Origin of the sequence: Psychrobacter urativorans, assembly GCF_001298525.1 — a bacterium.
Lineage (GTDB): Bacteria > Pseudomonadota > Gammaproteobacteria > Pseudomonadales > Moraxellaceae > Psychrobacter > Psychrobacter urativorans_A.
The window spans coordinates 576,053-602,975 of the sequence record NZ_CP012678.1 but is presented as its reverse complement, the minus strand read 5'-3'; the positions used below and the strand labels follow the sequence as shown (position 1 = coordinate 602,975).

General features: G+C 43.1%; 21 protein-coding genes. 6 read left to right on the top strand and 15 right to left on the bottom strand.

All coding sequences use genetic code 11. From position 1 onward, the window contains the following. Positions 1-11 precede the first annotated feature (11 nt). From AOC03_RS02505 to AOC03_RS02490, 4 genes are all read right to left on the bottom strand, one after another. Positions 12-1,439, bottom strand: a complete 1,428-nt coding sequence (locus AOC03_RS02505) for a deoxyguanosinetriphosphate triphosphohydrolase (RefSeq protein ID WP_062533451.1) — start codon at positions 1,437-1,439, stop codon at positions 12-14. Between the two features lie 178 nt (positions 1,440-1,617). Next, positions 1,618-2,709 (bottom strand): redox-regulated ATPase YchF, encoded by a 1,092-nt coding sequence (gene ychF, locus AOC03_RS02500; protein WP_062533450.1) that lies wholly within the window; start codon positions 2,707-2,709, stop codon positions 1,618-1,620. A 228-nt stretch (positions 2,710-2,937) separates the two neighbouring features. Next, complete coding sequence (locus AOC03_RS02495) at positions 2,938-3,774, bottom strand: phosphodiester glycosidase family protein (protein ID WP_062533449.1); 837 nt, start codon at positions 3,772-3,774, stop codon at positions 2,938-2,940. Between the two features lie 74 nt (positions 3,775-3,848). Continuing rightward, on the bottom strand, positions 3,849-5,651 hold the full coding sequence (locus AOC03_RS02490; RefSeq protein WP_062536402.1) for an FMN-binding glutamate synthase family protein: 1,803 nt from the start codon (positions 5,649-5,651) through the stop codon (positions 3,849-3,851). Between the two features lie 407 nt (positions 5,652-6,058). Here AOC03_RS02490 and AOC03_RS02485 point away from each other — a divergent pair, with 407 nt between their 5' ends. Continuing rightward, a complete protein-coding gene (locus AOC03_RS02485) occupies positions 6,059-7,513 on the top strand; it encodes an NAD-dependent succinate-semialdehyde dehydrogenase (protein WP_062533448.1) in 1,455 nt (484 codons plus the stop codon). A 138-nt stretch (positions 7,514-7,651) separates the two neighbouring features. Here AOC03_RS02485 and AOC03_RS02480 read toward each other — a convergent pair whose 3' ends face one another. The 6 genes from AOC03_RS02480 to AOC03_RS02455 all read right to left on the bottom strand — a co-directional run bounded on the left by AOC03_RS02480 (position 7,652) and on the right by AOC03_RS02455 (position 16,712). After that, complete coding sequence (locus AOC03_RS02480) at positions 7,652-8,992, bottom strand: glycosyltransferase family 4 protein (RefSeq protein WP_084785748.1); 1,341 nt, start codon at positions 8,990-8,992, stop codon at positions 7,652-7,654. Between the two features lie 321 nt (positions 8,993-9,313). Then, positions 9,314-10,201: a hypothetical protein gene (locus AOC03_RS02475; RefSeq protein WP_062533447.1), complete on the bottom strand. Its 888-nt coding sequence runs from the start codon at positions 10,199-10,201 to the stop codon at positions 9,314-9,316. A 280-nt stretch (positions 10,202-10,481) separates the two neighbouring features. Further along, a complete protein-coding gene (gene greA, locus AOC03_RS02470; RefSeq protein WP_062533446.1) occupies positions 10,482-10,958 on the bottom strand; it encodes a transcription elongation factor GreA in 477 nt (158 codons plus the stop codon). A 229-nt stretch (positions 10,959-11,187) separates the two neighbouring features. Continuing rightward, positions 11,188-14,451, bottom strand: coding sequence for a carbamoyl-phosphate synthase large subunit (carB, locus tag AOC03_RS02465; protein WP_062533445.1), 3,264 nt, complete (start codon positions 14,449-14,451; stop codon positions 11,188-11,190). Between the two features lie 171 nt (positions 14,452-14,622). Then, entirely contained in the window at positions 14,623-15,864 is a 1,242-nt protein-coding gene (gene carA, locus AOC03_RS02460; protein ID WP_062533444.1) for a glutamine-hydrolyzing carbamoyl-phosphate synthase small subunit, read from the bottom strand. A 299-nt stretch (positions 15,865-16,163) separates the two neighbouring features. Beyond that, entirely contained in the window at positions 16,164-16,712 is a 549-nt protein-coding gene (locus AOC03_RS02455) for a phosphatase PAP2 family protein (RefSeq protein WP_062533443.1), read from the bottom strand. Positions 16,713-16,929: 217 nt separating this feature from the next. Between AOC03_RS02455 and AOC03_RS02450 the strand changes: the two genes are divergently transcribed. The 4 genes from AOC03_RS02450 (at position 16,930) to AOC03_RS02435 (ending at position 19,824) form a co-directional block, all read left to right on the top strand. Beyond that, entirely contained in the window at positions 16,930-17,466 is a 537-nt protein-coding gene (locus AOC03_RS02450; protein ID WP_062533442.1) for a gamma carbonic anhydrase family protein, read from the top strand. Positions 17,467-17,613: 147 nt separating this feature from the next. Continuing rightward, positions 17,614-18,291, top strand: a complete 678-nt coding sequence (locus tag AOC03_RS02445) for an HAD family hydrolase (protein WP_227514311.1) — start codon at positions 17,614-17,616, stop codon at positions 18,289-18,291. An 89-nt stretch (positions 18,292-18,380) separates the two neighbouring features. Continuing rightward, positions 18,381-19,476, top strand: a protein-coding gene (gene prfB / locus AOC03_RS02440) for a peptide chain release factor 2 (RefSeq protein WP_157049275.1) whose coding sequence is annotated in 2 segments (ribosomal slippage) — positions 18,381-18,452 and positions 18,454-19,476 — 1,095 coding nt in all. Because the reading frame shifts where the segments join, the coding sequence is not laid out codon by codon here. 63 nt (positions 19,477-19,539) lie between these two features. Further along, positions 19,540-19,824, top strand: a complete 285-nt coding sequence (locus tag AOC03_RS02435) for a pyrimidine/purine nucleoside phosphorylase (RefSeq protein WP_062533440.1) — start codon at positions 19,540-19,542, stop codon at positions 19,822-19,824. Positions 19,825-19,919: 95 nt separating this feature from the next. Here AOC03_RS02435 and AOC03_RS02430 read toward each other — a convergent pair whose 3' ends face one another. After that, entirely contained in the window at positions 19,920-20,375 is a 456-nt protein-coding gene (locus AOC03_RS02430; RefSeq protein ID WP_062533439.1) for a GNAT family N-acetyltransferase, read from the bottom strand. 311 nt (positions 20,376-20,686) lie between these two features. Here AOC03_RS02430 and clpB point away from each other — a divergent pair, with 311 nt between their 5' ends. Then, positions 20,687-23,281 (top strand): ATP-dependent chaperone ClpB, encoded by a 2,595-nt coding sequence (clpB, locus tag AOC03_RS02425; protein WP_062533438.1) that lies wholly within the window; start codon positions 20,687-20,689, stop codon positions 23,279-23,281. 202 nt (positions 23,282-23,483) lie between these two features. Here the strand turns inward: clpB and AOC03_RS02420 are convergent, their stop codons facing one another. From AOC03_RS02420 to nth, 4 genes are all read right to left on the bottom strand, one after another. After that, positions 23,484-23,825 (bottom strand): hypothetical protein, encoded by a 342-nt coding sequence (locus AOC03_RS02420; protein WP_157049274.1) that lies wholly within the window; start codon positions 23,823-23,825, stop codon positions 23,484-23,486. Between the two features lie 264 nt (positions 23,826-24,089). After that, the gene (locus AOC03_RS02415; RefSeq protein ID WP_062536395.1) at positions 24,090-24,374 is read right to left on the bottom strand and encodes a DUF3144 domain-containing protein; all 285 of its coding nucleotides are present in this window, start codon (positions 24,372-24,374) and stop codon (positions 24,090-24,092) included. A gap of 254 nt (positions 24,375-24,628) precedes the next feature. Further along, positions 24,629-25,795 carry a methionine adenosyltransferase gene (gene metK, locus AOC03_RS02410; protein WP_062533437.1) on the bottom strand — a complete coding sequence of 389 codons (1,167 nt, stop codon included), beginning with the start codon at positions 25,793-25,795 and terminating at the stop codon, positions 24,629-24,631. Between the two features lie 419 nt (positions 25,796-26,214). Continuing rightward, the gene (gene nth / locus AOC03_RS02405; protein WP_062533436.1) at positions 26,215-26,910 is read right to left on the bottom strand and encodes an endonuclease III; all 696 of its coding nucleotides are present in this window, start codon (positions 26,908-26,910) and stop codon (positions 26,215-26,217) included. Positions 26,911-26,923: the final 13 nt, after the last annotated feature.

Here is a 26,923-nt window from a genome sequence, read left to right as displayed (position 1 = left end):
GAATTAAAGATTTATACCATCGTACCCCAATGACCTTGTAATTCTTGTGCTAATCGATAGGCTTCATGGTCATTCATACCCGTAATAAAATCTAAAATATTGAGTATATTATGATAAATGTTATTAGTTAATACGCGTTGATTTTCGTCAAGATGAGGCTGCAGTAAGCTTAATAAGCGTTGCTGCTCAAATGACGTAGGGGCGTTTTGTAGTTCCGCGATTCCCATCCACGCCAGTGGCATAAAGGCATCCAGCAGCCGGTGCAGACATTGGTTTGCCATCAGCTCCATTCTGACTTTACTCGGATGATTAAAGATTTTCTCACGCGCTAACTGCTTAGCGTCATTGATACCATTTTGCAATGCTGCCTCACAGTGGGTAAATAAGCTACCCGTTAGCGTCCCTGCAAGCATCGCATCGGCATGATTAACAAAGGCATCGGTGACCGCATTGACCAAGCGCATCATGGCGCGCGCGCGCAATGACGCGAGACTTTGTCTGACAGACATATGTGACGGTAAGGTAATGGTAGCAGGACTCTCACCAATAAGCTGATAAAGAATACTCGCGACTTCATTATAAGTGAGCATACCCAGATGAACGCCATCTTCTAAATCTATTAGCGCATAACAGATATCATCTGCCGCTTCTAATAAGTAGGCTAGCGGATGACGGGCGTAGCCATCATGCTGCGTGGAGCGTGGCAAATGTAAGCATTTGGCTAACTGCTGCAATTGTGCCGCTTCACTATAAAAACAGCCAAATTTTTGCGCATTTACTATTTGCTTATATTGACTATCAAGACGAACCTCATTGCTATGAGTTGCCAACCACGGATATTTCATAAAAGCGCCAAGAGTCGCACAGGTTAAGCGCATACCGCCCGCATCAGGATGGTGTTCGTTATTGACCAATAACCGAAACCCTTGCGCATTGCCTTCATAAGTGATGATGTCCAAGCGTTCTTCAGCATTTAAATGTTGGAGCACTGCTTCGCGCTGAGGATGTAAAAACCAATCTCGAATCGCGTATTCACCCGCATGACCAAACGGCGGATTGCCAATATCATGAGCAAGGCAAGCCGCTTGCACAATCACCCCAACATCGGCAGGCGTTACCCCTGCGGGTAAGCCATTATCCAGTTTTGCATCAAGCTTTTCTGCTGCCATCATCCCAAGCGAGCGCCCGATACAAGACACTTCTAAGGAATGGGTTAAGCGCGTATGAATGCCCAATTGATTGGTTAGAGGATGAACTTGGGTTTTTTGATTCAGTTGCCGGAAAGAGTGGGAAAATACCAAACGGTCATAGTCTTTATGGAAAGCACTGCGGGCGCTGTTCTGTGTCGGGGGTAATTTATTACTGCCCAAACGCTGGGCGCTAAATAAGCGTGCCCAATGTTCACGGGCGCTAAGTGACGTATTCAGCGAATGACTCATACTGTCAATTTCCTTATTATTATTTTAAATTCAGCTTATCTTGATAAGAGTGTTTTGATAAGACTATCTTGATAAAATCATGAACTCAGTATAATAAAAAAGCCAGCACAAAGGCTGACTTTTGGTTACGCTATGCTAAGACCTTGTAAAGAAAGATATCAAACATATCAAAAGGCGTTTACACGTTAAAGCGGAAATGCATCACATCGCCATCTTGAACGATATACGTTTTGCCTTCCAAACGTGATTTACCAGCTGCTGCTGCGCCTTTTTCACCATTATTTTCAATAAAGTCATCATACGCAATCACTTCAGCACGAATAAAACCGCGCTCGAAATCCGTATGAATCACGCCTGCTGCTTGTGGAGCGGTTGCGCCCACAGCAACCGTCCAAGCACGGACTTCTTTTACACCAGCGGTAAAGTAAGTTTGCATATCCAGTAAGTCATAACCACCGCGAATAACTTGATCTAGACCTGCTTCTTCCATGCCCATTTCAGCCAAGAAGTCTTTTTTATCGTCTTCATCCAACTGCGCGATTTCAGATTCGATTTGGTTACATAAAGCGATAACGATAGCATCGTCGCCAGTTGCATAATTGCGTACCGCATCAAGATAAGGATTGTTTTCAAAACCATCTTCGCTGACGTTGGCGATATACATGGTCGGTTTAAGGGTAATTAAACCATAGCTTCTAATCAGTTTTTTCTCATCAGCATCCAAGTTAGCTGCGCGTGCCGCCTGACCGTCTGCTAATAATGGCTCAATTTTTTTGAACACATCAAGCATGGCTTGCGCGTCTTTATCGCCGCCTTTGGCTTTTTTGGTCAAGTTGTGGATGGCACGTTCAACCGCTTCAAGGTCGGCTAATGCCAATTCAGTATTGATGGTTTCGATATCATCAATCGGGCTGACGCGACCGTCAACGTGTACCACATTATCATCATCAAAGCAGCGTACCACGTGAGCAATCGCATCCGTTTCGCGGATATTGGCTAAAAATTGATTGCCCATGCCTTCGCCTTTTGACGCGCCAGCGACCAAGCCTGCAATGTCAACAAATTCCATCGTAGTCGGTAAGACGCGCTCAGGATTGACGATATCAGACAGCTTTTTTAAGCGTGGGTCAGGTACAGGAACGATACCAGTATTGGGATCTTTGGTACAAAAGGGGAAGTTCTCAGCAGCGATTCCCGCTTTGGTCAAGGCATTGAATAAAGTGGATTTACCCACGTTTGGTAGACCGACGATGCCGCAGTTAAAACCCATAATAATCTCGCTTTATTAGTTTGATAATCCTGTTGTTTAACAGTGATTTGATGACAGTAATATGATAATAGTAATGTAATAACAATGATTTGATAATAGAGATGAATAACAATATATTTATTCAAATAATAAGAGCTAATGATAAACGTTAAGTATAAAAAATGACTGCAAAAAATTGGCGTTATTGTAGCAAACTAAACGCTTCCTTGCGCAAGTTTGTGTTTGTATTTACTTTTTCGTCTCAATCAGACCAATCATGACGCCCATATCTTTTTTATCATGTTTATCGATAGTTGGCGCATATAATGCTGATGCAATACCGCCATCTAAAAATAATGCATTTGGACACTGTAAGGTATCTTTAAATAGTGCCGCCAATTGATAAAAAGTGACAGGTTCAGTACTGTTTACAAACTGGATGCTGCCATCACTACAAACGCCTGTGCCATTCCGAAACTTTGCGGAGGTGCTATTAGCATTGAACTTAGGATGAATTTTATCATTGATGACGAGCATGGGACCGGATTGAGTAGCAAACCATGGTTTTACGCTGCCATTTTTGAGCTGCTCATTTAATGTCTGACTTTCAGTAATTTGTACCTGACCTGCCTTATCCCACCACATGACTCCATTGGGCAATAAATGAAAATTGCCACCGCCTTCTTTGAGATTTAATGCTCGAACCTCTTTGCCGTTAATGACGGTATAACCAATTGGCGCATAGTGCTCGTTATACATCCCAGCGTTCATGGCAAATGCTAAACTCTGTGACGCGGGTAAGGTAGCCAATAATTTGTCAAAGGTCAGCAGCGGGGATTTATTATCCGCTTCTTGCCAAAATAATTGCAATGAATACCCACCATTTATATTCTTGCCTCTTGTTAAAACGTCTGCATTCACGCGGCAAACGCTATAAGCAAAGGGTGACGATGCTTCTTTACATGACCAAGGCTCAGCGTTAGTTTCAGCGTCATTAGACGCTGACGGCTGACAAGCACTGACGCTTACCGTAATAGTAAGCGCGAGTAAGCTCATGATAGGTAAAGTAAAAATAGAACGTGACATGGTGCATTTATCTTCTATAACGTGGTGATGGTTGATAGCGTGTCAATTTTTATGATGATCTATTTTATAATGAACTAGCTTGTCGTATCGGGTAAATCACGAAAGGTATGATTAATATTGCCAGTCAATCTACCACCATCGCTGTGGCTAACTTTACTAAATACCGTTTCTATCGTCGGTGCTTTGGTTTCTTTACCTTTGTCACGCGAGTCTTTATTGTAAGCAATCAGCGCATCATTATCAGCTAAGAAACTAGCCGGATTTGCCATAACCCACATTTGATTAAATACATCAGCGCGAGCACTGTGGTCAAGCAGTGCCCCCTCATCAGTAAAATAAAAGAACTTTGATAATAGTTTAATTTGTCCATCATCTAAGCGACGCGCGATATGATAGGGTTGCAATTGGCTTGGATGTTGTAACCCAACAGCGCCCACAATACCAGCCAGTGATTTGAGCGTATTTTTATGAAAGCTTGCCACGCGCTCAGCTTTACTTGGCACATCTAATGCCTTTTGGCGATACGGGTCTTGGGTAGCAACGCCTGTTGGGCAGGTATTAGTATGACATGAGCGTGATTGAATACAACCAACGGCAAACATAAAGCCACGTGCTGAGTTACACCAATCTGCGCCCAAGGCAATCATGCGCGCAATATCAAAGCCCGAGACGATTTTACCGCTAACGCCAAGTTTAATTTTGTCACGGATACCAGAGCCAACTAAAGTGTTGTGCACCAATAAGAATCCATCAACCATTGGCATGCCCACATTGTCCATAAATTCTACTGGCGCTGCACCGGTTCCACCTTCAGCACCATCAATCACGATAAAATCAGGATAATTATCCGCTTCAATCATGGCTTTAACAATGGCCATAAACTGCCATGGCTGACCAATACACAGCTTAAAGCCAACCGGTTTACCGCCTGATAATTCACGCAGCTGTTGCCAAAATGCAACCAACTCGCGCGGGTTGCTAAATGCCGTATGTGAGGAGGGCGACACGCAATCTTGCCCCATTGGCACTTGACGCGTATCCGCAATCTCTTGGGTGATTTTCTCACTCGGCAACACGCCACCTTTACCCGGTTTAGCCCCTTGTGACAGTTTAATTTCAATCATTTTAACTTGCGGGTCAACGGCTTTTTCGGCAAAAGACTGCGGGTCAAAATGACCAGTAGCATCACGACAGCCAAAGTAGCCTGTTCCTAGCTCCCAAATTAAATCCCCACCAAATTTACGATGATAAGGGCTAATAGCGCCTTCGCCTGTGTCGTGAGTAAAGCCACCCATTTTTGCGCCTTGGTTCAGCGCCATGATGGCATTAGCGGATAAGCTGCCAAAGCTCATCGCTGAGATATTAAACACCGACATATCATGCGGCTGTAAACAATGTTCACCACCGACAATAATACGGAAGTTCTGATTTTGAATAGGCTCGCTGATGGCGGATTGTAAAAACCACTCTTTGCCATGCGCATATAAATTATCAAGCGAACCAAAAGCATTGGTATCACTGACGTTTTTGGCACGTTGATATACCAGTGCACGCTGCTGGCGCGAAAACGGCACTTGCTCTTTGTCATTCTCGAGCAAATATTGACGAATCTCAGGACGAAAGTCCTCTAACACGTAGCGAATATGACCAGCGACCGGATAGTTTTTTAAGATGGCATGCTTTGATTGCAGCACATCATAAATGCCCAAAGCGACCCCAAAGCCACCAATGGCAATCAGCCACCATTTTAATAATAATAATCCCGCTAACAGCAGTAATATTGCTGCGCCAAAGGTACTATAGCGCAGTAACATCCCTATTAAATAGGGCGCATTATGTTCAGACGTAGGGTTTAGAGTGGTACGAGATTCGGGCATAGCAACGCTCAACTGTAAAACATGAAAAATAAAAAACGCAGCTCTCATTATTATAAATAATGAATATAATAGAAGACAGACTGCCGATAGCGGGTCAGTCGCTCAACCATTAAAGAGCTGCGTATATCTGTGCCTATGATATCACGGGACGGGTACAAAGTGCGTAACGGCTTGCTAACGTTACGGTCAGTCGTATTTTTTTTGGGTAATAAATTCGCAAAATAACAAATGCGGTAAAAACAACAAAGTTGGTAAATATAATAAAGTCAGGAAATATAACAAAATACATAAACATAATGGCGTACATAGCGACTAGAGTAGTGGGCGTATGAATAAATCGTCTGCTTAATAAGCCGATGATTGTAGACTTACTTCAAATCCCTCATAAAATAATAAGGAATATAAAAATGTTAAAACTTTCAAACCCTGATTTACTCAAACAACAGTGCCTAATTAAAGATGGTTGGCATGATTCCAGTAATGCTGCCAGTATTGACGTGACCAATCCATTTAACGGTAAGATTATTGGTACTATTCCCAGTTTAACCGAACAAGATATCAAGGATACGGTGGCTTACTCTCATGCTGTACAACAGGAGTGGGCGGCAAAAACGGCACAAGAACGCGCTGATTTATTGCAAAAATGGGCGGATTTGATTGATGCAAATAAAGAAGACTTGGCTATTTTAATGACCGCTGAGCAAGGCAAACCTATCAGCGAGTCACGCGGTGAGATGGGTTATGCCAATAGCTTTATCCGCTGGTTTGCGGAAGAAGGTAAACGCATTTATGGCGATGTTATCCCAGCGACTAAAGCGCAGCTGCGTCATGTGATTTTAAAGCAGCCCGTTGGCGTTTGCGCAGCGATTACGCCTTGGAATTTTCCAGCAGCAATGATTACCCGCAAAGCTGCACCGGCTTTGGCAGCAGGATGTACGATTATTATTAAGCCCGCTACGGAAACACCATTTTCTGCATTGGCACTGGGTGTGTTGGCAGAGCAAGCAGGGATTCCAGCAGGGGTTATTCAAGTCGTTACTGGTAAATCGTCCGTTATCGGTGACATTTTAACCGGTGATGCCCGCATTCAAAAATTGTCCTTTACTGGTTCGACTGAAGTTGGACGCACCTTAATGGCACAGTGCGCACCGACGGTTAAAAAGCTCTCTCTGGAGCTGGGTGGCAACGCGCCTTTTATCGTATTTGATGATGCCAATTTAGAAAAAGCGGCTGAGGGTCTGATTGCTTCCAAGTTTCGTAATGCAGGGCAAACGTGCGTTTGTGCCAATCGAATTTATGTACAAGCGAGTATCAAGGAGCAATTTTTAGATATCTTTGTCAAAAAAGTGCAAGCATTAAAAGTAGGCAATGGTGCCAATGAAGGGGTCGATATCGGACCTTTAATCAATCAAGATGCGTTAGAAAAAGTCCAAGCCTTACTACAGGATGCCGTTGATAAAGGCGCAAAATTAGTCACTGGCGGTGATAAAAATAAGGCGTCCGAGCTAAGCTTTAACCCAACAGTGATTACCGATATCAGTCTTGATATGGATATTGCGAGCGAAGAGATATTCGGACCCGTGGCGACTATTTTCGTTTTCGAGACCGAAGAAGAGGCGATTCGTGCTGCTAATGATACTATTTATGGCTTGGCATCTTACTTTTATAGTCGCGACTTTGCGCGTGCTTGGCGTGTCACCGAGGGGCTTGAATATGGCATTATTGGGCACAATACGGGTCTGATTTCGACCGAAGTGGCACCATTTGGTGGCGTAAAGCAGTCAGGGTTTGGACGCGAAGGTTCTAAATACGGCATCGAAGAGTATGTGGTGACCAAATATTGGTGTTCTGATATTAGCTGAGATTATTGTTTGTCTTAATAAACATTAATGAGCGCGTGATGTTATTGACACTGTTATTTAGCAAATGCCAGTAATATCACGCGCTACATTTTTTCTATTTGTTTTATCCATTGACTCTATAAGCTCTTTTTATAAAGACTATTTCTGCGGTGGTTTTACGATAGGCGCTTGCGGAGTATCGGCATCAGTTGCTGATTTTGGTTTGACAAGTGAGATAGCCACTGCTGTCGTCTTTTGTATATTGACTTTAGTAGGCGCTTGCTCCGCCGTTTCGATAGTGTTACTAAACACTGACTTCATGTTTTTCGTCAGTTTGTGTGATGCTTGACTGGTCTTTATGAGTTGCTGTTCTTCTAACGTCTGCTCGTATAAATCATAGTAGACCGCAAGGGTCTCTTTAATCATCTCGCGCATGGTAAATTGGTCAGTCATTTCAGGACGAGTCACGCCTTCGAGCTGGTTTTTAACCGCTTTACATAAGGCATGGGCATTGTATTTTTTGACCAAGCCTTGCGGATAAAGCGGCTTTAAAATCTCACTAAATGCCGCTTGATCCCAACCAATCACGGGCGTTCCTAAATGAATGGCTTGCAGGGCATTGATACCGATAGATTCTGGTTGGTTAGCCAGTGCCATCACGATGTTTGCTGCGGATAGCCATTCGCGCATATCATTACGCTTGCTGCCGACATAAGTAATGTTTTCACCAAGATTCAGGGTATTGCTGCGCTGGCGAAAATCCTCGTGTGCCACATCTCCCTCTCTATAATCTTCATCCATAATGATGGCGTGAATATTAGGAAATTGTTCTTTGAGGTTGCCTAATATATCGATGAGCCATTCTTGTCCATATTCATTGCCGATAACCGTTGGAAAGACCAGCCATTTTTTATTTTCAAGCTCAGGATATTCTGCAAAGATGTGCCGAAGCCAATATACCGAGGGATTGTGGCGATAAGGATAACGGCGTATATCAATACCGCGGTAGATACGTTTGATGACTTTGGGACTAATATGCTCATGACGCAACCCTTTTTTTAGATAATTGGTCACACTATCAGACACGGTAATAACCGTATCGACATCGAGCAGCGCTTGCGAATATTTATTAATGGGATAAAAACCATACATCGTGGAGACGATTTTTGGTCTGGTTTTAACACGGGCGCGGCGCAGCGCTAAATGCAATATCCACGCTGGCGTGCGCGAGTGAACGTGAATGACGTCAGGATTATATTGCTCAATTAGATGTCGCAATGGTGCAACTTGTAACAGCGCCATCCATGATTTTTTATACATATGTAGTTGATGATAGAGGTTACCATCACGCTCTAGACGTTTTACCAAATCGTTATCGTCATCAGCGCTGGAGACGATAATCGATGTATGACCATTTTTAACCAATGCACGCCCAAGATAAAAGATACCCCGTTCGGATTCATCATGTTTTAAAGACGATAATAAGCGCATCACTATCATAATGGCGGTAAATATCCGTTGATAATATTAAGCTGCTATTGTCAATCAAAAATAGCCAAAACTCAACCATCAAGCCATCTTATATAAATCATGGCTGGTAGAATGAGTCTATCACCTTATAATTTTTTATGATTATTCGCCATCATACCGCTGTTATTTCATCGCGTTTTTAGCGCAGCCCTTTTAATAGCTATTTAGCAGATAACAGTATCCAAAAACAGTACCTAAAAATAATACCACTCAAAAATAATAGCCACAAAAAAGGTCTTTTAAAAAGACCTTTTAATATTAAGACGATGTCATGTGATAAGCAGATGTTATTTATTGCACAGTGGCGCGAATCACGACCGTCTGAGCGGCATTGGCATCAAGATTGACTAGATTCCATTGTAAGCCTGTATACGGTTCTTGAATTAAGGTAGATGTGCTTACTTGTCCGATGGTTTGGTAGGTATTACCATTGATGGTGGCGAGCGTTGGCAGCGGACTATTTAAAGACACCAGTTTGACGTTATTGGGTAGAGAAACGGTGGCATTGATATTATTGACCGGTGTTGCGGTCGTATTGGTATAAACGGTGTGATATTCGATAATGTCACCAGCGGCAATATGATTGGCAGGGACGGCGAACTCAACACCTTCTCTATTTTTGAGAATTTTCATAACTTTCGTATTGGCAGAGACCACGTTTGGAGTGCTAAATACAGGTTTTAATTGCAAGGTATCCAGTGAAGTTGTCGTAACCGCTATCGTATTGTTGGTCGTTATGGGTAGTGCTTGCGCTACGGTATTAACAGGCGTGGTAATAACACCGACTGGGGTCATTTGCTTGGTGACTGGAATTGTATTTAAAGGCAAGGTAGTAACGGTTGTGCCTGTGCTTATCACATTATTTTGACTGACCAAGATTGGGTTGTTAACACTTTGCAAAGCGCCATTTTGACGTACCGTATAGCGTGGGATGTTGGTCACTTGGGTGACTGCATAAGGCATACCATTTTGCATACTGATACTATTGGGAGTAGCGGTAATGATTGCCACTTCACCGTTAGCGCTTTGCTCAACAATGGTGGTGCTGTTCGTTGCACCTGGGGCGATAATAAGGTCAGGCGCAGCATGAGCGCTGATAATGAACAAGCTGCTTGCCATTAGGGTCAGGGTAGCCGTTGCCTTTATTTTTTGAGTAGTTTTAGTTTTAAGAGTTATCATAGGATTGATACTTTCCTTTTTTATAATTATAAGAGAAGAGTGGTTTGTTTGATAAACAAAACCCTCGCAACGAACCGCTTATCGGCGTTCGTTACGAGGGCAGTATTTATCATGATTGCTTTTATGTCACCACAAAAAAAGCTCGCGTTATTTGTTTAGTTTAAATCTAAACGATTATCTGCTATAACCTGATTGTAAAAACAGCAGCATTTTGTAATTTATGAGTATGCCATGCAATCTGCTAGCATGGCTAATGCGATCAACATTGCTACCGTTAGGATTAACCGTAAACCACTTCCATGATTTCGTATTCAACCACACCTCTTGGGGTTTCAATACGTGCTTCATCACCTTTAGATTTACCAATCAGACCACGCGCAATCGGTGAGTTGACAGATATTTTGCCTGATTTAAAATCCGCTTCATCATCACCAACGATTTTGTATTGTTTTTCTTCTTCGGTATCCATATTTTCAATAACGACGGTCACACCAAAGACGACGCGCCCTTCTTGCGGCAGCGTTGCCGGATCGATGACCTGTGCGCCACCAAGTTTGGCTTCGATGTCACGGATACGCGCTTCACAAAATCCTTGTTGTTCACGAGCAGCATGATATTCAGCATTTTCTTTTAAGTCGCCATGTTCGCGCGCTTCTGCGATAGAGGCAGTGATACGTGGGCGGTCAATACTTTTTAATTGTTTTAATTCGGCCTCTAAAGCGGCATGTCCTTGCGGAGTCATTGGGTAACGTTGCATATTTTTTCCTTAAACCAACACCATCACACCACCTCATGATGAGATGGTGTGATGTGTGACGGTATTATTGCTATGGGTATGAGAGAAGCGTGGCGGCACATTGTTGTACCATGCCCGCACACTATAAACGTACGTAATAAAAAGCATAGTAGCTGTTCAGCCACTATGCTTTTTAGGTATTCATAAGACATTAATAATAAGTTAATTCGTGACGTCTAATTTACTGAATTTATTCGGCGACGTCAAGACCCTTTGCTTGTGCATGTAAATCTTGCAATTTATAGACTTCAAACGGCAAGTCAATCGCATAAGATTTACAAACGGCATCTGCTGCGCCCAATGTCGTGACGTAGAACACTTTACCTTGCAGGGCACTACGGCGGATAGAGAACGAATCCTCTTGCGCTTGCTTGCCTTCGGTGGTGTTAATAATCAGGTCGATTTTGCCATTTTTTAGCGCATCAACGATATGTGGACGCCCTTCGGTGACTTTATTGATTTGCTTACAGTCAATACCGTTGGCAGCCAATACTTTTTGCGTACCCGTAGTCGCGACAATGTTAAAGCCGTAGTCGATAAGCTGACGCGCAATAGGGGTAATTTGTTCTTTGTCGCTATCGCGTACAGAGATAAAGACGGTTTTGGTTTCGCCTTCAGTCGGCAAACCTGGCAAACGCTCATTACTACCGATAATGGCTTTGTAGAACGCTTCGCCAAAGGTTTTGCCCACGCCCATCACTTCACCTGTTGATTTCATCTCAGGGCTCAAGATTGGATCGACACCAGGGAATTTAGCAAACGGGAAGACTGCTTCTTTGACGGCAAAGAAAGAAGGCACGATTTCTTTGGTAAAACCTTGGTCTTTTAGTGACGTGCCTGCCATACAACGTGCGGCAACTTTAGCCAATGACGTACCAATACATTTAGAAACAAACGGCACGGTACGCGCGGCACGTGGATTCACTTCTAAGATATAAACGGTTTCGCCTTTGACCGCGAACTGCACGTTCATCAAACCAACCACACCAAGCTCTTTTGCCATGGCAACGGTTTGTGCGCGCATCACATTACATAATTCTTCTGATAATGAATACGGTGGCAATGAACATGCTGAATCACCTGAGTGCACGCCTGCTTGTTCGATATGCTGCATGATACCGCCAATGACCACATCCGTACCGTCACAGATACAATCGACGTCAACCTCGATGGCATCGTCTAAGAAACGGTCAAGCAATACAGGCGCTTCATTAGAAGCTTGAACAGCAGTACGCAGGTAATGTTTTAGCTCGTCTTCGTTATAAACGATTTCCATAGCACGACCGCCAAGGACGTATGATGGGCGTACAACCAGTGGATAACCCACATCTTTTGCTTTAACCAAGCCATCTTCTAAGCTAGTAGCAAGCGCATTAGTTGGTTGAGTTAGATTTAACTGCTGAATCATATGTTGGAAGCGTTCACGGTCTTCAGCACGGTCAATGGCATCAGGGCTAGTACCGATGATTTTAACACCAGCGGCTTCAAGGGCACGTGCCAATTTCAATGGGGTTTGCCCACCAAATTGCACGATAACGCCATCAGGCTGCTCAATACGGACAATTTCTAACACGTCTTCTAACGTAATTGGCTCAAAATACAAGCGGTCTGAGATGTCATAATCAGTTGAAACCGTTTCAGGGTTACAGTTGACCATGATGGTCTCGTAGCCGTCTTCACGCATCGCAAGTGCCGCGTGCACACAGCAATAGTCAAACTCGATACCTTGACCGATACGGTTTGGACCACTACCGATGACCATGATTTTTTTCTTGTCAGTCGGTTTGGCTTCACATTCGCTATCATAAGTTGAGTACATATAAGCGGTGCTGGTTTCAAATTCAGCTGCACAAGTATCAACGCGCTTATAAACCGGATGTACGCCTAAATCCCAACGCTTAGCACGCAATTGCTTTTGTGAGACGCCAAGTAATTTCGCCAAACGTAAGTCAGATAAGCCTTTACGTTTAAATCGACGTAAATTATTCTCAGTTAAACCGCCAAAGCCTAATGTTTTAACCGTCGCTTCTGTCTTGACGATATCTTCAATTTGTACTAAGAACCATGGGTCAATTTTGGTTAAATTAAAGACGTCATCAACGCTCATACCAATACGGAAAGCGTCAGCAACATAGTAGATGCGCTCTGGCGTTGGGATAGTTAGACGGTTGGTAATTTCGTTGCGGGCTTTATCAGCAGGGACTTGGGTTAAGTCAATTTGCTCATCAAAACCGTCCGAGCCAGTTTCCATGCCACGTAAGGCTTTTTGCATGGATTCTTGGAAGTTACGACCAATTGCCATCACTTCACCAACGGACTTCATTTGCGTTGATAAGACATTATCCGCTTGTGGGAATTTTTCAAAGTTAAAGCGTGGAATCTTGGTAACGACATAGTCAAGTGCAGGCTCAAAGCTGGCAGGGGTTTTGCCACCAGTGATGTCATTTTGCAATTCATCTAAGGTATAACCAATCGCTAGTTTGGCGGCGATTTTAGCAATCGGGAAGCCAGTCGCTTTTGATGCCAATGCGGATGAACGCGATACGCGTGGATTCATCTCAATGACGACCATACGACCCGTTTCAGGGTCGATACCAAACTGCACGTTTGATCCACCTGTTTCAACACCAATCTCGCGCAATACGGCGATTGAGGCGTTACGCATGATTTGATATTCTTTGTCTGTCAACGTTTGCGCGGGCGCAATCGTGATAGAGTCGCCTGTATGCACGCCCATCGGGTCAAAGTTTTCAATCGCACAGATGATGATGCAGTTGTCATTTTTGTCACGAACCACTTCCATCTCGTATTCTTTCCAACCAATCAATGACTCATCAATAAGTAACTGATGGTTTGGCGATAAGTCAAAACCGCGCTCGCAAATCTCGATAAATTCATCGCGATTATAAGCGATACCGCCACCTGAACCGCCCATGGTAAATGACGGACGAATGATACACGGATAGCCCATTTTTTCTTGGGTAATAAACGCTTCTTCCATAGTTTCAGCGGTTTCAGCACGTGGACATTCAAGCCCAATACGCTTCATGGCTTTATCAAACAAGTTGCGGTCTTCTGCCATCTCGATTGACTCTTTGGTCGCGCCAATCAATTCGCAATTGTATTTGGTCAATACGCCATGCTTGTCTAATTCTAAAGCACAATTTAACGCTGTTTGTCCGCCCATCGTTGGCAAGATAGCGTCAGGGCGTTCTTTGGCGATGATTTGCTCAACCGTCTGCCACGTAATCGGCTCAATATAAGTGGCATCTGCCATCGCTGGGTCAGTCATGATGGTGGCAGGATTTGAGTTGACCAAGATGACGCGGTAGCCTTCTTCTTTTAGAGCTTTACATGCTTGTGCGCCTGAATAGTCAAACTCGCACGCTTGACCGATGACGATAGGACCTGCGCCAATGATAAGAATACTTTTTATGTCGGTACGTTTTGGCATAGTTAGGGCTACCTTCGTTTGAGTGATATTTTAATTAAGATGTACTTTGAATTTTGTTTGCTGTGACTGTTTATATGTTGCGACTGTAGGCGCTATGATTGCTCTTAGCGCCTAGTTTATTTTTAATGGCTGATTTTTTGATAGGGCTAACTTATTTTTGATACGGATAGTTTAAGCTTGCTCAGTCTTAGCGTTTTCCATCATAGTGATGAATTTATCAAAAAGTGGCGCACAATCATGCGGACCGGGGCTGGCTTCTGGGTGACCTTGGAAGCTAAAGACAGGCTTATTGGTCAGTTCGATACCTTGGTTAGTACCATCAAATAATGAGCGATGCGTGGCTTTTACATTAGCAGGTAAAGTGTCTTCGTCAACCGCAAAACCATGATTTTGACTGGTAATCATAACGGTACCAGACGCTAAATCTTGTACTGGATGATTGGCACCATGATGACCTGTTTTCATTTTAATGGTATTTGCGCCACTGGCAAGACCAATCAGCTGATGACCTAAACAGATACCAAAAGTTGGAATATCCGTTTCTTCAATAATATGACGCACCGCATCAATCGCATAGCCACAAGCAGCTGGATCACCAGGACCATTTGATAAGAAAATACCATCTGGATTCATGGCGAGCACATCTGCGATAGGCGTTTGTGCAGGCACAACGGTCACATGACAGCCACGGTCAACGAGCATACGTAGGATATTGGTTTTGCTACCAAAATCATAAGCCACGACATTATATTTTGACTCAATATGCGTGCCCAAATGCTTAAAGAAGCCGCCCGTACCGCTGTCATGACTACCCGCTATATCGCGATTGAGCAGCGTATCTGACAACTCCCACGTACCCGCTGTCCATTCAAAGCCTTCAGGATGGCAGCACTCTTTTGCCAAGTCCATACCTGAAATTCCAGCAAATTCTTGCGCCAATTTAATCGCTTGTTGCTCATCAGTAGTGCTGATGGTTTCACCGTTTGAGGCAGTCATAATACAGCCGTGCTGTGCGCCTTTGTCACGCAATAAACGCGTCAACTGACGGGTATCAATTTCAGCGATAGCAACGGTATTATTACGTTTTAAATAGTCGGTGAGTGATTCAGAATGACGGAAGCTTGAGGTCACCATTGTTGAGTCACGAATGATGAGACCTTCTGCCCATACTTGATGATTGTTACCCGATTCAGCGTCTTCGCTATTGGTGCCGGTATTACCGATATGTGGATAGGTTAGCGTTACCAACTGGCGTGCATAGCTTGGGTCAGTGAGGATTTCTTGATAGCCTGTCATGGCTGTATTAAATACCACCTCACCGACACGATGACCTGCACTACCGATACTCACACCGCGAAAAATCGTACCGTCTGCTAGTGCCAAAATTGCTTGTATTTCTGTCGATGAATTCAAGGTTTGCCTCCGCTGTTGTTTATGAGTGCCATCATGTTCTGCTGGTTAAAATATTGTCTTATAACCACCTTTTATGAGGCTATAACTGCTGTTAAACGTCAATAAAAAAAGGGTCAGACACAAATTTTTTCCACAAAAAAGCGAGGAGACATTATCAATGAGAACTACAAAATTCACAGGGTAGTGAATGGGTAAGTCGCATCATGTCCGCTCGCTTAGGCACAGATTTTGCGCATTATATACAATAATGCTGTAGATAGCCAGCCGATTCTGTCAGGTGGTGGCAAATTGTTAAGCGCTTAAAATTGATAATGCACCGATAATCCATAATAATCTGGAGATAATGAGGGTGCGATATATAATTGGTCATTATAGCTTTTGGTGAGATACATACTACTGGCAATACCCAATGCCGCGCCCGCTAAAACGTCGGACACATCATGTTTATCTGCTTTTACTCGACTATATCCAACAAAACCTGCGCCAATATATGCCGGAATACTATATTCTAGTCCATAACGTTTATGAATAAAGCTCGCGCCTTGAAAGGCAACTGAGGTATGGCTCGATGGAAATGAATTATTACCACTAGCATCTGGTCGCTCTTTATCAATAATTGATTTTAGAGCGTAAGTCGTGCCAAGGTTGGCAGCAAATGAGTGATAAAATTGCTGACGTCCCTCTTTATCGTTCATATAATGCGTGCTACCGTAGGCAATTGCAGGTATCGCTATGGCAATAATATCGCCTGCTCTTTCAGTATTGGAGGCATTTCCTGCATAAGTAGGAGCGGCTACCATCAAGCTACTCGATAGCAAGATGACAGAGGCATATCTTTTGCCGTTCATTATTTTATTCCTTAGTAGGATTATATTTAGGGTGATTGTACTATAAAGCCTATACCATTCTTGATATCGAATACGCTTTTATTAACATGACTCAGAATGTCTGAATTTCCGATAATAAATGACTGTTTACTTATTCATAAATGCCAAATTAATAACTAATAAATTAATAACTGCTAAGTATTATAAATACCAAGTTAACAAACGCCAAGGACAGACCATGATATTAAAATATATAGACAAAATGCCTGAGTTTGCAGTGCCTTTTAATGGTTGGGTTGCGGATTCAGCGCAGGTCATTGGCGATGTGTATTTAGGGCATCAAGCCAGTGTTTGGTTCGGTGCGGTGATTCGCGGTGACGTTGAACGCATTAATATCGGTGATTATACTAATGTTCAAGAAAACAGCGTCATTCATACCGATGCAGGCATTAGCGTACAGATTGGTAATTACGTTACTATTGGGCATTTAGCGATGTTACATGGCTGTGAAGTGGGCGATAATAGTCTGATTGGCATTGGCGCTGTGGTACTGAATAATGCCAAAATCGGTAAAAATTGTATCATTGGCGCTAATGCTTTAGTAACAGAAGGTAAAATTATTCCAGATAATTCCTTGGTGATGGGCGCGCCTGCAAAAGTGGTCAAAACTTTAACCGATGAGCAAGTCGCTATGATTAAAGCGTCTGCTGTACATTATGCCGCCCATAGCCAAACCTTTAAAAACGCTCTGCAAGAAATGACAGCGCCAGAATAACTGTGCCTTAACCATCATGAGCGTTAGCAATAATAACTAACATTATTTTTTCTGAATGAATACCCATGCATTATCAATGAGACTTTTACTATGAGTACGCTTGCACAAAACCTTAATATCGACACGCTATCTGCCACTACAGAAAATATGCCACGCACGTTAGCGTTATTTGATTTAGACCATACGTTACTTGATGTCGATAGCGATTATTTATGGGGCGAGTATATCGTCACCCACGGTCTGGTCGATGAAGCGCAGTATCGTACCGCCAACCAAGCTTTTTATGAGCAATATATTGAAGGAACACTTGATGCGACTGAATATAATGAGTTTGTCGCGCAGTTTTTAACGACTTTGCCGCTAGATCGTTTGCATGCCTTGCGCGAAGATTATATTAAGTATGAAATCGAGCCGCACATGCGCCCAAAAGCACTAACCGTGTTGCGTGAGCATTTAGAATTGGGTCATGATGTGGTGATTATCTCTGCGACTAATGACTTTGTGGTGTCCGCCATCGCTGAGCGTTTTGGGGTGGAAGATGCCAATGTACTTGCCACGCCACTAGAAATTAAAGACGAGCGCTACACGGGTAAATTAACCGATAAGCCGAACTTTAAAGAAGGTAAGATTTATCATTTAGATAAATGGTTAAATAAGCAGCAATTGGCAGGCTTACACTATGCTAAAACCTATGCCTATTCTGATTCCAAAAATGATATTCCTTTGCTTGAATGGGCGGATGTGGCTATTTGTGTCTCGCCTGACGATGCGCTGCATGCTCATGCCTTGGCACACCGCTGGGCAGTCGAAGATTGGTCGATTTAGTTTATTTAATAGCAAACGTCTGCTTTAATTTGGTTTAAAATATCGCCGTATAACCCCCGTTTTTTTAATTCTCATTTATAGGAATGTTCATGGAAATCAACCCGTATCAAGAACGCATTAAAGACTTATCTGAGCGTGGTCAGGACTTGCGGAGGTATCTTTGACTTCGATGGCAAGCAAGAACGTTTGGAAGAGGTTAATTTAGAATTAGAAAATCCTGAATTGTGGAATGACCCCGAACGCGCCACTAAGATTAATAAAGAAAAAAGCCTGTTAGATGGGGTAATTGATGTGGTGGTGTCATTAGAGACCATACTAGAAGACGCGTCCGCGATGCTAGAGTTGGCGGTAGAAGAGGATGATGAGTCGCTACTTGCTGATGTTCAAGCAGAGTTGGATGATGCAGAAGCTCGCGTTGCCGATTTAGAATTTCGTCGGATGTTCAGTGGCGAGATGGATCCGAATAATTGCTACTTGGATATTCAGTCAGGCAGTGGCGGCACTGAAGCGCAAGATTGGGCAGAGATGCTATTGCGTATGTACACGCGCTGGGCGGAGGCGCACGGCTTTAAAGTGGAGATGATTGAAGTATCTTCCGGTAGTGTTGCGGGCATTAAATCAGCGACTATTGAGATTAAAGGCGATTATGCTTTTGGTTGGCTACGGACAGAAATCGGCGTGCATCGCCTAGTACGTAAATCGCCCTTTGATAGTAATAATGGTCGCCATACCTCATTTGCTGCCGTTTTTGTGTCACCCGAAATTGATGATAATATTGAAATTGATATCAACCCAGCGGATTTGCGTATTGATACCTATCGCTCATCAGGCGCAGGCGGTCAGCACGTTAATACGACGGATTCAGCGGTACGTATTACTCATGAGCCGTCAGGTGTCGTGGTGACTTGTCAGAATGAGCGTAGTCAGCATGGCAATAAAGCGACCGCGATGAAAATGCTGCGTGCCAAACTGTATGAGTTAGAGATGCAAAAGCGCATGGAGAGCCAACAAGCGGTGGAAGATGGTAAATCTGATGTCGGTTGGGGCAGTCAAATTCGCTCCTATGTGCTGGATGATTCGCGTATCAAAGATTTGCGTACGGGCGTTGAAACCTTTAATACCGGTGCCGTTCTTGATGGTGATTTGGATCAGTTTATTGAAGCCAGTCTAAAAGCGGGGCTATAAGTCAGTAAGTAGCTTCTAATAACAGTATTTTTAGTATAAATGACAATAATTTAAGGAAAAATGATGCCAAGCGTGAATAATTATTTTGATAATAAAGTGACTTCTATCGCCTTTCAAACGGCAACCAAGCCTGCAACGGTTGGGGTTATGGAAATCGGTGAATACGAATTTGGCACCAGTGAATTTGAAACCATGACCGTTGTAAGCGGTGCTTTAACGGTCAAATTACCAGAGAGTGATGACTGGCAAACCTTTGATGCGGGTCAATCATTTACCATTGAAGCCAACCAAAATTTTGGGGTTAAAGTTGATGTAGAAACGGCTTATTTATGCACTTATGGCAAATAACCATTGATAAGCGAGACTAATAGTAAAAAAAACGCTAAGTATTTAACACTTAGCGTTTTTTTTTGACATTAATTTTGATAAATAATGCATTTAAATTATAAGTCTTTGCGGTATTTCATCATATCGGTTTTGGTGGCAAGCGTATCATAAAGATAGCGTGCCGCTGTATTGCTTTCTTGAGTAGTCCAATAGACGCGATTACAGCCTTTTTCAGTAGCAAAGGCATATACGTGCTCAATCAGCATTCGTCCGACACCTTGTCCACGTACAGATTCATTCACGTACAAGTCCTCTAAATAACAACAGTCAGTAATATTCCACGTATTGGGATGCAATACCACATGAGTCATGCCGACGAGTGTGCCGTCTTTCCACGCGCCAAAGCCATGAATAGGCACGTGGTTATCTAAGAGTTTTTGCCATGTTGCGTTCGTCGTTTCTAATGGCAAACTGGTCTCATAAAATGTCAGATAGTTTTGCCACAGGCTTAACCAAGCATCGTAATCAGTGTTCGATAATGGCGCAATTGTTATTGAATTTTTAGTGGTCATATTTTGCCTAGTGTTAATGGTTAATAAAGATTAAATTATGCATTAAAATATCTGGTTTATAACCCTTCTACAACTCTTCTATGAGCTGTATTTTACTCAGCCTGACACCTTGTCTGCGCCAAATATCCGTAACTATCGTGACATTCATCTGGGCTAAATCCTACTGATAAATGAATAAATAATAAGTTGAAAAATTACCCATCTTGCCATATATAAATGCTAGATTATGGTAAGCACTACTTCATAAATATTTAATAAAAGAGCTGCCGTAGATACCTATTCATTAATGCTAATTATAAAAGGATATTATCATGAGGTTCGAAAAATTTACTCAAAAACTCCAAGCTGCCATTCAAGAAGCGCAAAGTCTGGCATTAGGACGCGACCATACTGGTATTGATCCGGTGCATTTGCTTGGTGCACTGCTACAAGATGAGTCGAATTTGTCTATTTGTCAGCAAGCGGGCGCTTCTATTCCTGCACTTAAAAATGGTGTGGCAAAGGCTTTAGATAATCAAGCAGTCATTAGCGAGCCAACGGGTGACGTTAATTTAAATCCAAATTCAGTAAAGATTCTCAATCTTGCTGACCGTCAAGCCCAAAAAGCGGGTGATGACTTTATTGCCACTGAGTGGGTGATGTTGGCGTTAGCTGAACAAGGCGATACCAAAAAAATATTTGAAAAGGCAGGCGTAACTGCTGCCAAGCTGAAAGCGGTCATAGAACAGCTGCGTGGTGATCAAACCGTTAATAACCAAAATGCTGAAGATCAGCGTGATGCGCTCAATAAATACACCGTTAATCTGACGGAACAAGCAGAACTTGGTAAGCTTGACCCTGTGATTGGACGTGATGAAGAAATTCGCCGAACCATTCAAGTGCTGTCACGCCGTACTAAAAATAATCCCGTACTTATTGGCGAACCGGGTGTTGGTAAAACCGCCATTGTCGAAGGCTTAGCACAAAAAATTATCAATGGTGATGTACCAGAAGGTCTGCGTCGTAAAGAAGTACTGTCTTTAGATTTAGGCTCTTTAATCGCGGGTGCAAAATTCCGTGGTGAATTTGAAGAGCGCCTCAAAGCCGTACTCAGTGACTTATCCAAACAAGAAGGCAATGTCATTTTATTTATTGACGAACTTCATACTTTGGTTGGGGCGGGTAAAGCGGACGGTGCGATGGATGCCGGTAATATGCTAAAACCCGCGCTGGCTCGTGGTGAGCTGCATTGTGTGGGCGCGACCACGTTAGATGAGTATCGCCAGTATATCGAAAAAGATGCCGCGCTTGAACGTCGTTTTCAAAAGGTATTGGTTGATGAGCCAACGGTGGAAGATACCATTGCGATTTTGCGTGGACTTAAAGGTCGCTATGAGCTGCATCACGGGGTCGTTATCCAAGACAGTGCCATCATTGCTGCGGCGCGTATGAGTCATCGCTATATCACTGACCGCAAATTGCCCGATAAAGCCATTGATTTAATCGATGAAGCCGCCAGCCGTTTACGCATGGAGATGGACAGCAAGCCTGAATCCTTAGGTAAATTAGATAGCCGTCTGATGCAGCTCAAAATGCAGCGCGAAGTGCTCAAAAATGAAGAAGATGCTGGTGCCCAAGCTGAAAAAAAATTGCTTGATGCGCAAATATTAGAGATAGAAAGAGAGCACGCAGATTTAACTGAAATATGGCTGGCTGAAAAAGCGTTAGTAGAAGGCAGCAACCAGTATAAAGAAGACTTGGACAAAGCCCGTATTCTGTTAGAAAAAAAGACGCGTGAAGGTGATGTCGCTGAAATGTCACGATTAAAGTATGGTGTCATACCTGAGCTTGAGAAACAAATTGCTAAGCTTGATATAGCTGAACAAACAGAGCAAACGGACGCACCAAATATCAAGCTATTACGTAATAAAGTCACGGATAACGAGATTGCCGAAGTGGTCAGCGCGGCAACCGGCATTCCAGTTAATAAAATGATGCAAGGCGAACGTGATAAATTAATATCCATGGAAGAAAAGCTCCATGAGCGTGTTATCGGGCAAGATGAAGCGGTCGAAGCGGTTGCCAATGCAGTACGCCGTAGTCGTGCGGGCTTATCTGACCCCAATCGTCCTTCTGGCTCATTCTTATTCTTAGGACCTACAGGCGTTGGGAAAACGGAGTTGACCAAATCTTTGGCGAATTTCTTGTTCGACTCAGAGGATGCACTGGTGCGTATTGACATGAGTGAGTTCATGGAAAAACACAGCGTCAGCCGATTGGTAGGTGCGCCTCCTGGTTATGTTGGTTATGAAGAAGGTGGTGCGTTAACCGAAGCGGTGCGCCGTAAGCCTTACAGCGTCGTGCTATTTGATGAGGTGGAAAAAGCGCATCCTGATGTGTTCAATATCTTGTTGCAAGTACTGGATGATGGGCGCTTGACCGACTCACAAGGTCGCGTCGTGGACTTTAAGAACACCGTGATTATTATGACCAGTAACTTAGGTTCGCATAAAATTCAAGAAATGGTGGGTGAAAGCTATGAAGATATCAAAGCGGAGGTAATGGAATCAGTTGGCGAGCATTTCCGTCCTGAGTTCGTCAATCGTATTGATGAAATTGTCGTTTTCCATGCACTTGGACAAGCGCAGATGGCAGGTATTGCCGATATTCAGATGGAGCGTTTGCGTCGCCGTCTCCAAGATCGTGAGCTTGATATTACCTTATCTGATGCCGCGATGAATCAGTTGGTTGAAGTGGGCTATGACCCTGTATATGGTGCGCGTCCACTCAAACGTGCCATTCAGCAAGAGATTGAAAATCCACTGTCACTGAAATTACTGGCAGGGGACTTCATTGCAGGTGACATCATCAAAGTTGATGTTGGCGCTGATAATAAGCTGACTTTTGATAAACTCAGAATGAGCTAAGTGTTTTAAAAGTATATATATCGTGGCGTTATTTGTCCTTTTTTATAAGTATGATTAACGCTGAATATAAATTGCTTTTAACCACTAAGATAACCAAGCCCTAAGATAGAAAGCTGTCTTAGGGCTTTTTACATTTTTAAAGTCCTAACGTGTATGATCAGCGTTTATAGTTGTGATAGCCTTATAGCTTTTATTAAGATGATTATGGACATTGCCCTTTGACATAGCTGATTGCCGAAGTAGTGCCACACGCTGAGCAGGCGTTGCCCGCCGTGCGATAGCTGACTACTGAGCCAGTCTTTATTTTGACGCAGACAGGATCATATTGGGCAGTGCACATGGTTTGTTCGGGATTAAAAGGTGGGCATTTAGTAGCAGTAATATTGCTAGATGCTGGATGATTAATGGCGGGAGTATGAATAGGCGAGGTATCTGGCGCGGCAATATTCGGCATGTTATTACAGCCGGCTAACGCCATCGTCACTGATAATCCCGCTAATGAAAGGCATGATTGCCACGATATCGAAAAATGATTGATAAACATAATAACTCCTTGTTTATTAAAATGATAACGTCCTGTTAGTCATAAATATTCTCTTTAATCATACCTCATTTCTAACGTTATCAAAGTCCATAAAAGTAAGCTATCTATCCATCACTATCCATCCATCACTATAAACTCTATTTCTAAACCACAAAAAAATAGCCCGTCTATTAGTCATTGCTAATAGACGGACTATTCATACTTAAATTAATGCTACTTAAACATAGCGTTAAAAAGCAAAAAAGCAACCAGGTTAATGAGGCTTTATGATTGCTTATTAATATTAATATACTGATCAAAGTTTTGTGCATAATCAGTTAAGTTGTCACTGAGCATTTGACGGTATTGTTTGACGTAAAACTCGACGATATCGTCTTTTTCTTTAGCAAAGTCATCGCCTTTTACAAAACCAATGGAGGCAACTGAAGCGCTATAACGAGCAGCAGCATAGAGTAATGAAGCGCCTACTTGTCCTGAATGCGCGTCTTCACCAAGCTGGCTATTTGCTAAACCAATAATGGCGTCGGCACGTTGATAAAACCCTTGCATTTCAGGAGTAATTTCAACAGCGGCATCCGCATGGTTGTTAAGGTTCAGATTGTTGTCTTGGGTGGTATCTTGAGACATAAGCTACTCCTATTAATGGTCTGTGAATGTATAAAATAGTGTATTAAAACAAAGCATTTAAAACGCGCGAGCAAAAAGTGAAAGCCGGACTTCTATTCAGGCAATATGCTGCTACGAAGTCCGGCTTTTATAATTTTCTACTTGTTCATTAATATTAAGAGCGGTTAGTCAACTACTTACAAACCAGCATCTGCTTTTAAAATGTCAGCTTTATCGGTTTTTTCCCACGTAAATGCCGTCTCTGAACCATCGCGTCCAAAATGCCCAAAGGTAGCGGTTTGTTGATACATCGGCTGAAGTAAATTCAGCATGCGCGTAATGCCATAAGGGCGTAGGTCGAAATGTTTGCGGATTAAGCGAATAATTTCATCGTTACCAATTTTGTTGGTACCGAAAGTATTAATCGAAATAGACGTTGGTTCAGCAACGCCAATTGCATAGCTAATTTGTACTTCACAACGATCAGCAATACCTGCTGCAACGATGTTTTTAGCCACATAACGCACTGCGTAAGCAGCACTACGGTCCACTTTAGAAGGATCTTTACCACTGAATGCACCGCCGCCATGACGTGCCATGCCACCATAAGTATCTACGATAATTTTACGACCCGTTAATCCTGCGTCGCCTACAGGACCGCCAATTACGAATTTACCCGTTGGGTTGATATGATAGCGCGTACCAGCGTGTAATAGGTCAGCGGGTAAAACGTGCTTGATGATAGATTCCATCACTGCTTCCTGCAGATCCTTTTGCGAGATGCTGGGATCATGCTGAGTCGATAAGACGACGGCATCAATCGCTACCGGTTGGTTGCCATCATATTTAAGCGTCACTTGCGCTTTTGCATCAGGACGTAACCACGGTAGTTCACCGGCACGGCGCAATTCAGACTGACGCTGCATTAAACGATGGGCGTATTCAATGGGCGCAGGCATGAGCACTTCAGTCTCATTACTGGCATAGCCAAACATCAAACCTTGGTCGCCCGCGCCTTGCTCTTCAGGGTTACTGCGATCAACGCCTTGGGCAATCTCAGGAGACTGTTTACCAAGCATGTTAATAACGGCACAAGTCTCGCCATCAAAACCAAGGTCTGAATGATGATAACCAATACCATTAACCGTATCACGAACAATACGTTCAAAGTCGATATTTGCGGTAGTGGTGATTTCACCTGCCAAGATAACTGCACCCGTTTTAACCAGTGTCTCACACGCCACGCGTGCATGCAGGTCTTCACGTAATATGGCATCAAGGATGGCATCTGAAATTTGGTCAGCCATTTTATCAGGATGACCTTCGCTCACGGATTCTGAGGTAAATAAGTTGTATTCACGCATAGTGGGATCGCTTAATTGAATCAATAAAAATAGGAAAAAGCATAACGTCTGAGCGCCGCTTTAATTAATGTTTGCCGTGCAATTATTGACGCGGCAGGTAATGGGTAATGCTTAATTTGTTTGATTTTCTAAATCACGGGACGTTAATAATAGGCTAATAAAAGGTAGGTTACGCAGTCGCTGTATTTTAGCGCAGGGTAATCAAGATAAGACTAACGAGCAGCTACCGTTATGTATACGGTTATTACCTTAGCAATATCGTGGTTATTGCTAAGACATCTCAGCCTAAAAATAGGCTTATTCTACCCTGAAACGTCATAAAACTCTAGTGAGCTGTGCCCAGACTGTTATGAGCATTACTCAACAAGATATTTATTAAGGTAAAACGCTCACGCAGGTCTGCCTGATTACTGGCTTAACTACAGCTCGACAAAGGCGGCTTTATCTTTAAACATACATTCAGCGTAAACAGGACAAGCGCCACATTTAGGCGTGCGTGCCTGACACGTATAACGCCCATGCAAAATGAGATAATGATGCGCGTCCAGTATAAAGTCATCTGGAATACGTTCAATGAGTTTTTGTTCAACGATAAGGACGTTTTTGCCTGTCGCTAGTCCTGTACGATTGCCAACGCGGAAGATATGGGTATCGACAGCCATGGTCGGTTGCCCAAAAGCGGTGTTCAATACCACATTGGCGGTTTTACGTCCGACGCCTGCTAGCGACTCTAAATCTTGACGATTATCAGGCACCGTGCTGCCAAATTTCTCAATCAAATCACGACACGTTTTAATCACATTTTTAGCTTTGGCGTTATATAAGCCGATGTTTTTAATATACGCTTTTAGTCCGTCTTCACCTAATGCCAAAATGGACTCAGGCGTGTTAGCCACTGGATATAGCTGCTTAGTAGCAATATTAACGCTAATATCCGTCGCTTGCGCTGATAAAATCACCGCGATAAGCAGCTCAAAGTTACTTTTATACTCCAGCTCAGTAACCGGCTCATCAATCGTCGCTGCCAATTTTTCAAAAAATGGGCGGACATCACGATTGGGCATCCGTCTTGATGGTGGGGTATCCGCAGTTTTATGTTTGACCGTTTTACTCATGGTTTTTGTTTAT

What these genes read in the sequence shown, in the direction of transcription:
- AOC03_RS02505 (WP_062533451.1), bottom strand. Translation starts at nt 1,439, where the DNA reads ATGAGTCATTCGCTGAATACGTCACTTAGCGCCCGTGAACATTGGGCA.
- ychF (WP_062533450.1), bottom strand. Translation starts at nt 2,709, where the DNA reads ATGGGTTTTAACTGCGGCATCGTCGGTCTACCAAACGTGGGTAAATCC.
- AOC03_RS02495 (WP_062533449.1), bottom strand. Translation starts at nt 3,774, where the DNA reads ATGTCACGTTCTATTTTTACTTTACCTATCATGAGCTTACTCGCGCTT.
- AOC03_RS02490 (WP_062536402.1), bottom strand. Translation starts at nt 5,651, where the DNA reads ATGCCCGAATCTCGTACCACTCTAAACCCTACGTCTGAACATAATGCG.
- AOC03_RS02485 (WP_062533448.1), top strand. Translation starts at nt 6,059, where the DNA reads ATGTTAAAACTTTCAAACCCTGATTTACTCAAACAACAGTGCCTAATT.
- AOC03_RS02480 (WP_084785748.1), bottom strand. Translation starts at nt 8,992, where the DNA reads ATGATAGTGATGCGCTTATTATCGTCTTTAAAACATGATGAATCCGAA.
- AOC03_RS02475 (WP_062533447.1), bottom strand. Translation starts at nt 10,201, where the DNA reads ATGATAACTCTTAAAACTAAAACTACTCAAAAAATAAAGGCAACGGCT.
- greA (WP_062533446.1), bottom strand. Translation starts at nt 10,958, where the DNA reads ATGCAACGTTACCCAATGACTCCGCAAGGACATGCCGCTTTAGAGGCC.
- carB (WP_062533445.1), bottom strand. Translation starts at nt 14,451, where the DNA reads ATGCCAAAACGTACCGACATAAAAAGTATTCTTATCATTGGCGCAGGT.
- AOC03_RS02455 (WP_062533443.1), bottom strand. Translation starts at nt 16,712, where the DNA reads ATGAACGGCAAAAGATATGCCTCTGTCATCTTGCTATCGAGTAGCTTG.
- AOC03_RS02450 (WP_062533442.1), top strand. Translation starts at nt 16,930, where the DNA reads ATGATATTAAAATATATAGACAAAATGCCTGAGTTTGCAGTGCCTTTT.
- AOC03_RS02445 (WP_227514311.1), top strand. Translation starts at nt 17,614, where the DNA reads ATGCCACGCACGTTAGCGTTATTTGATTTAGACCATACGTTACTTGAT.
- AOC03_RS02435 (WP_062533440.1), top strand. Translation starts at nt 19,540, where the DNA reads ATGCCAAGCGTGAATAATTATTTTGATAATAAAGTGACTTCTATCGCC.
- AOC03_RS02430 (WP_062533439.1), bottom strand. Translation starts at nt 20,375, where the DNA reads ATGACCACTAAAAATTCAATAACAATTGCGCCATTATCGAACACTGAT.
- clpB (WP_062533438.1), top strand. Translation starts at nt 20,687, where the DNA reads ATGAGGTTCGAAAAATTTACTCAAAAACTCCAAGCTGCCATTCAAGAA.
- AOC03_RS02420 (WP_157049274.1), bottom strand. Translation starts at nt 23,825, where the DNA reads ATGTTTATCAATCATTTTTCGATATCGTGGCAATCATGCCTTTCATTA.
- AOC03_RS02415 (WP_062536395.1), bottom strand. Translation starts at nt 24,374, where the DNA reads ATGCAAGGGTTTTATCAACGTGCCGACGCCATTATTGGTTTAGCAAAT.
- metK (WP_062533437.1), bottom strand. Translation starts at nt 25,795, where the DNA reads ATGCGTGAATACAACTTATTTACCTCAGAATCCGTGAGCGAAGGTCAT.
- nth (WP_062533436.1), bottom strand. Translation starts at nt 26,910, where the DNA reads ATGAGTAAAACGGTCAAACATAAAACTGCGGATACCCCACCATCAAGA.